The organism is Psychrobacter sp. 1Y4, from assembly GCF_051847555.1.
On sequence record NZ_JBPYDE010001117.1, the window covers coordinates 1 to 526 of the forward strand.

Below are 526 nucleotides of genomic sequence, written 5' to 3' on the forward strand. Positions count from 1 at the left end.
AAGGTGGCTTTGGCAATAATTATATTTATCGTTGGACGTTGGCTTGCCAAAAAAGCAGTCGACTTCTCTGGCCGTCTCATGACGCGTAGTCATTTAGATGAAACAGTCTCTGGCTTTCTAAGTCGTCTGTTGTATGGCGTGCTATTGGTTGTCGTGGTCTTAGCCGCACTTAGCAAAGTTGGCGTACAGACCACCTCGGTCGTTGCTATCTTAGGTGGTGCCGCGGTGGCGGTTGGTTTGTCACTAAAGGATCAGCTATCGAATTTTGCCGCTGGCATCATGATTGTGACTTTTCGCCCATTTGTGCGCGGTGACTATGTGCAAATCAGCAGCTATACGGGTACGGTGACCGAGATTACGTTGGTCAACACGCATCTGACAACGATTAACAATCACGACATCATCATTCCGAATAGCGACATCACAACCTCACCAGTTGTCAACTATACCGCGTTGCCCAATCGCCGCGTCGATATCACAGTAGGTATTGGCTATGATGCGGATATCAAAATAGCCAAAGATCTGA

Annotated in this window: 1 protein-coding gene; it reads left to right on the top strand. The window is 47.7% G+C overall.

What is annotated here, in order from left to right:
* Nucleotides 1-9 precede the first annotated feature (9 nt).
* The coding region (locus tag ACS8FC_RS20715; protein ID WP_439298168.1) for a mechanosensitive ion channel family protein at nucleotides 10-526 on the top strand (517 nt) is incomplete at its 3' end.